This is a genomic window from Phenylobacterium sp., from assembly GCF_046590535.1.
Taxonomy (GTDB): domain Bacteria; phylum Pseudomonadota; class Alphaproteobacteria; order Caulobacterales; family Caulobacteraceae; genus Phenylobacterium.
The window spans coordinates 1-5,852 of the sequence record NZ_JBKJTG010000130.1; the positions used below are offsets into that span (position 1 = coordinate 1).

At 69.0% G+C, this 5,852-nt stretch carries 5 protein-coding genes; 3 read left to right on the forward strand and 2 right to left on the reverse strand.

Annotated elements, in window-relative coordinates:
- A partial coding sequence (locus ACLL81_RS07875) for a putative bifunctional diguanylate cyclase/phosphodiesterase (RefSeq protein WP_411287796.1) occupies positions 1–1,012 on the reverse strand: 1,012 nt, incomplete at its 3' end.
- 78 nt (positions 1,013–1,090) lie between these two features.
- Positions 1,091–2,341: a dicarboxylate/amino acid:cation symporter gene (locus tag ACLL81_RS07880; RefSeq protein WP_411287797.1), complete on the reverse strand. Its 1,251-nt coding sequence runs from the start codon at positions 2,339–2,341 to the stop codon at positions 1,091–1,093.
- 114 nt (positions 2,342–2,455) lie between these two features.
- Here ACLL81_RS07880 and ACLL81_RS07885 point away from each other — a divergent pair, with 114 nt between their 5' ends.
- From ACLL81_RS07885 to ACLL81_RS07895, 3 genes are all read left to right on the forward strand, one after another.
- On the forward strand, positions 2,456–3,907 hold the full coding sequence (locus ACLL81_RS07885) for an AMP nucleosidase (RefSeq protein ID WP_411287798.1): 1,452 nt from the start codon (positions 2,456–2,458) through the stop codon (positions 3,905–3,907).
- Positions 3,908–3,951: 44 nt separating this feature from the next.
- Positions 3,952–4,725, forward strand: coding sequence for a tyrosine-protein phosphatase (locus ACLL81_RS07890; RefSeq protein ID WP_411287799.1), 774 nt, complete (start codon positions 3,952–3,954; stop codon positions 4,723–4,725).
- Between the two features lie 61 nt (positions 4,726–4,786).
- A partial coding sequence (locus ACLL81_RS07895) for a pyridoxal-phosphate-dependent aminotransferase family protein (RefSeq protein ID WP_411287800.1) occupies positions 4,787–5,852 on the forward strand: 1,066 nt, incomplete at its 3' end.

Below are 5,852 nucleotides of genomic sequence, written 5' to 3' on the forward strand. Positions count from 1 at the left end.
ACAGGGCTAGGTCCTGCAACAGGAAGGTCTCGGTGATCTCCACGGTGAGCGCCGTGGCCGGCAGGTCGGTGCGGGCCAGCCGGGCGATCAGCTTCCTGGAGAACGCCGGATCCATCAGGTCGCGGGGCGAGACGTTGCACGACACCACCTCGATCAGCCCCTCGGCGACCCACGGCGCGGCGCGGGCGCAGGCGGCCTCGAACACCGCCTCGTCGATGCGGCCGATCAGGCCCAGCTCCTCGGCGATGGGCACGAAGGCGGCCGGCAGCAACAGGCCCTGCTCGGGGTGGTTCCAGCGGGCCAGCACCTCGACGCCCACGATGGCGCCGTCGGCGGCGTCGATCACCGGCTGGAACCAGGGCACGATCTCGCCCGCCGGGATGGCCCGGCGCAGCTCCGCCTCCAGGGTGCGGCGGCGATCGTTTTCGGCGCGGAGCTCAGCGTCGAAGGCCGACCAGCGCCGGCCGCCGCGGGTCTTCACCCGATAGAGGGCCATGTCGGCGAACCGCTGCAGGTCGCCGGCGTCGGGGGCGTCGGTGGGATAGATCGCCACGCCCACCGAGGCGCCGGGGGCGACGGTGCGGCCATAGATGTTGTGCGGTTGGGCCAACAGCGAGACCAGCCGCTGGGCCCGCCTGGCCACGTCGGGCGCCTGGGAGATCAGGGCGAATTCGTCGCCGCCCAGCCGGGCCACCAGTTCGTCGGGACCGGTGTCGGCGGTCAGGCGCTGGCCCACCTCGGCCAGCAGCAGGTCGCCGGCGTGATGGCCCAAGGTGTCGTTGAGGTGCTTGAAGCGGTCCAGGTCGATGACGTAGAGCGCCACCTGGGCGCCCGGGCCCTGGGCCGCCTCCAGGCGCTGGCTGAGGGCCGCTGTGAACGCGCCGCGGTTGACCAGTCCGGTGAGGGAATCGGTCTGCGCCAGCCGAAGCGTCAGCGAACGCTCGGCTTCCAGCTCGGCCACGCGCGCGGCCAGGTGCGCATCATTCTGCGAGGGTAGGGGCACGAGGGGCATTCTGCCTCTGGAGCAACAAAGCCGGCACCATCGGGCGCCAGGGAGAACGCCGGGTTAAGCAGCCTGGTTAACGCGGCCTCAGGCGGTGCGAATTTCCGCAGCCGGCTCCTCGATCTCGTTCTCCCACTTGGCGACCACTGCGCTGGCCACGGAATTGCCGAGCACATTGGTGGCCGAGCGGCCCATGTCGAGGACGTGGTCGACGGCCAGGATCAGCAGGAGCCCGCCCTCCGGCAGGTTGAAGTAGGAGAGCGTCGCGGCGATCACCACCAGGGAGGCGCGGGGCACCCCGGCCATGCCCTTGGAGGTGACCATCAGCAGCGCCAGCATGGTGATCTGCTGGGCGATGGACAGCTCGATGCCGTAGACCTGGGCGATGAACATCACCGCGAAGGTGCAGTACATCATCGAGCCGTCCAGGTTGAACGAGTAGCCCAGCGGCAGGACGAAGCTCGCCACCTTGCGGCTGACGCCCCACTTCTGCAGCTCCTCCAGCGTGCGCGGATAGGCGGCCTCCGACGACGCCGTGGAGAACGCCAGCAGCGTCGGCTGGCGGATCGCCGCCACCAGCCGCAGCGTCCTCGGCCCCACGATCAGCACCGCGGCCCCGATCAGCAGCGCCCATAGGATCCCCAGCGACAGGTAGAACCCGCCGATGAACTTGAAGTAGGTCCCCAGCACCTCGATCCCCTGGGTGGCGATGGTGGCGGCTAGCGCCGCAAAAATTGCCAGAGGGGCCGTTTTCATGACGTACCCCGTCACTTTCAGCATGATGGCGGCGATCTGTTCCACCAGCATGAGCACCTGGGGCGCCTTGTCGTCGATGGCGGCCACCGCGGTGCCTACAAACACCGAGAAGATGACGATCTGCAGGATTTCGTTGTTGGCCATGGCCTCGACGATGGAGCGCGGCACCAGGTGGGTGACAAATTCCTTCAGGGTGAACTTGGCAACATCGACGGTGGCCGCTCCGGCGGCTGGCTCGGGCAGCGCCAGTTGCAGGCCCGCGCCGGGCTGCAGCAGGTGCACCATGACTAGGCCGATGCTCAGCGAGACGATCGAGGCGCTGATGAACCAGCCCATGGTCTTCAGGCCCACCCGGCCGACCGCGCCGGCGTCCTCCATATGGGCGATCCCCGCCACCAGGGTGGAGAACACCAGGGGCGCGATGATCATCTTGATCAGCCGCAGGAAGACATCGGTGATGATCGACAGGTTGCCGGCGATCGCCGCGGCCTCGGCCGGCGCGGCATACTGATTGACCGCCCATCCCACCGCGACGCCCAAGACCATGGAGCCGACGATGAAGGCGGTGAACAGGCGATTCATGAAGCGGTCCCGAAAGTTGGCGCCGGCCTTTGTCGCCGGGATGCGGCGCACAGTCCATCCCGGCCGCGGGGGCTGAACTCTCGCAAGCTTCGCATTGGGTGGATATAAGGCCGCATGAGCAACAAGATGGACGCAGCCGGCATCGTGGATCGGCTGGAGACAGAGTACAGCGCCAGCGTCGACAACCTCCGCAGCGCGCTAAAGCAGTTCCTGGCCGGGGGCGCGCCGCCCGCGCCCGACGCCCGCCGCACGGGCGCCTTCACCTATCCGGAACTGCGCCTCTCATGGGCCGAGGGCCAGCCCTTCCCGCGGATCAGCCGGGCCTTCGCGCGCCTGGGACAGCCGGGCCGCTATGCGGTGACGGTGACCCGGCCGGACCTCTACCGCGACTATCTGATCGAGCAGCTCAGCCTCCTGTTGCAGGACTTCGAGGTGGAGCTGGACGTGGGCCGCTCGACCCAGGAGATCCCGTTCCCCTATGTGCTGGACGGCGCCGCGGACCTGGCCCTGGCCGACATCGGCTCGGCCGAGATCGCCCGGCACTTTCCCACCACCGAGCTGGCCCACATCGGCGACGAGATCGCCGACGGCTTCTGGGCCGGCCCGTCGGACATGCCCCGCCCTCTGGCCTTGTTCGACGGCCTGCGCACGGACTTCTCCCTGGCCCGGCTGACCCACTACACCGGCACCCCGGCCGAGCACGTGCAGCAGTTCATCCTGTTCACCAACTACCACCGCTATGTAGATGAGTTCGTTCGCTGGGGCTGCGAGCAGCTCAAGAGCGGCGGGCCCTACAAGGCGCTGTCGGCGGCCGGCCAGGTCTATGTGACCGCGGACACCGCCAACCCGGAGGCGGCGGTGGCCGCCGGCGCCTGGCGCAAGCACCAGATGCCGGCCTACCACCTGATGGCCGAGGGCCGGTCGGGGATCACCCTGGTCAACATCGGGGTGGGTCCCTCCAACGCCAAGACCATCTGCGACCACCTGGCGGTGCTGCGGCCACAGGCCTGGCTGATGATCGGCCACTGCGGCGGCCTGCGCGGCTCCCAGACCATCGGCGACTATGTGCTGGCCCACGCCTACCTGCGCGACGACCACGTGCTGGACGGGGTGCTGCCGCCGGAGATCCCCATCCCGCCGATCGCCGAGATGCAGGTGGCGTTGAACCGCGCCGCCGAGGTGGTCACCGGGGAGACCGGCGAGGTGCTGAAGCGGCGCCTGCGCACCGGCACGGTAGTGACCACGGACGACCGCAACTGGGAGCTCAAATATTCCTCCAGCGCCCTGCGCTTCAACCAGAGCCGCGCGGTCGCCATCGACATGGAGAGCGCCACCATCGCCGCCCAGGGCTACCGGTTCCGCGTGCCCTACGGGACCCTGCTCTGCGTCTCGGACAAGCCGCTGCACGGGGAGATCAAGCTGCCCGGCCAGGCCAACGCCTTCTATGAACGCGCTATTGGCCAGCATCTGCAGATCGGCGTGGCGACCATGGACCTGCTACGCCAGGAGGGTCACCGCCTGCACTCGCGCAAGCTGCGCAGCTTCGACGAGCCGCCGTTCCGCTAGGGGGGTCTCGATTTGGTCGCCGAAGGCGGTTAGAGCGTGGCGGCATGACCCGCCGCATCGCCTTTGAAGGCATCGAGAATTTCCGTGATTTCGGCGACTACGCCGCCGGCGAGCGACGCCTGAGGCGCGGCCTGCTCTACCGCTCCGCCCACCACGCAAAGGCCAGCGACGCCGACCTGGACGCCCTGGCGGGCCTCGACCTGGCGGTGATCGTCGACCTGCGCCGCACCAACGAGCGCGAACGCGACCCGTGCCGACGCTGGGACGGTTTCGGGGCGGAGGTGATCGAGAACGACATCGGCCAGGAGGGCGCCGACGAGTGGCACACCTTCCTGGCGGGCTCCGACCTCAGCGAGGCCTCGTTCCGAAGTTACATGCTGGCCTACTACGACGCTGCGCCCACGGCGCCGCGGCACCTGGATCTCTACAGCCGCTACTTCCGCGCGCTGGCCGCCACAGACGGGCCGGTGCTGGTCCACTGTGCGGCCGGCAAGGACCGCACGGGCATCCTCTGCGCGCTCACCCACCATGTGGCTGGCGTGCACGACGACGACATCGTGGCGGACTACCTGCTGACCAACGACGCGGCGCGGATCGCATCGCGTACGCCGATGGTTGGCGACATGATCCTGGAGCAGACCGGCCGGCGGCCGAGCGACGCGGCGGTGCAGGTGGCGATCGGGGTGGAGGCGGACTACCTCACCCGCGCGCTGGAGGCGATGCGGCAGGCCTACGGGTCGGTGGACGGCTACCTCGACGGCGCCCTGGGGCTGGATGCAAAGCTGCGCGAGCAGATCCACGACCGGCTACTGGCCTGAAACGGGTAGCGCTGTTCCTCGCATCCTGCCCAATCACCGCGCCGCAAAGACCGGAGTGACCATGCAGAGCTTCCAGCCGCCCAGGCGAATCCTGATGGGACCGGGTCCCTCCGACGTCAGCCCGCGGGTGCTGCAGGCCCTGGCCCGGCCCACGATCGGCCACCTCGATCCGGACTTCCAGCGCCTGATGGAGGAGATCAAGGCCGCTCTGCAGCGGCTGTTTAACGCCCCGGATCACGCCTGCGTCCCGCTGCCCGCACCGGGCACCGCGGGGATGGAGGCCGCGATCATGAACCTGCTGGAGCCGGGGGACCGGGCGGTGATCTGCATCAACGGCGCCTTCGGCGGTCGCATGGCCGACATGGCCGATCGCGCCGGTGCAACAGTGGTCACGGTGGACCACACCTGGGGTGAGCCAGTGGATCCGGCCCGGGTCGAGGCGGCGCTTTCCGAGGCGCCCAGCAAGGTGCTGGCCTTTGTTCATGCGGAGACCTCCACGGGCGTGCGCTCCGAAGCCGCCACCCTGTGCGCCCTGGCGCGCAAGTATGGGGCGCTCTCCATCGTCGATTGCGTTACATCCCTGGGCGGCATCGCGGTGGACGCCGCAGCCTGGGACGCCGACGTAATCTATTCGGGCACCCAGAAGTGCCTCTCGGCCCCGCCGGGTCTGTCGCCCATCGCCATCAGCCCGCGAGCTCAAGCGGCCATCTCAGGCCGCAAGACCAAGGTCCGCAACTGGCTCTGCGACTTCAACCTGCTGATGAGCTACTGGGGCGGCGAGGGCGGTCGGACCTATCACCATACCGCCCCGATCAACGCGCTATACGGCCTGCACGAAAGCCTCGTGATGCTGTTCGAGGAGGGCCAACAGGCCTCCATCGTGCGCCATGCCCGGACGCATGAGGCGCTGGTCGCCGGCCTGGAGGCAGCGGGCCTGAAGATGCTGGTCGCCGCGGCGCACCGCCTGCCGCAACTGAACGCCGTGCGCGTGCCGGAGGGGATCGACGAGGCCGCGGTGCGCAGCCACGTCCTGAAGACCTGGGACCTGGAGATCGGCGCGGGCCTGGGCCCCCTGAAGGGCCAGATCTGGCGGATCGGCCTGATGGGCTCGTCAGCCACGCCTTGGC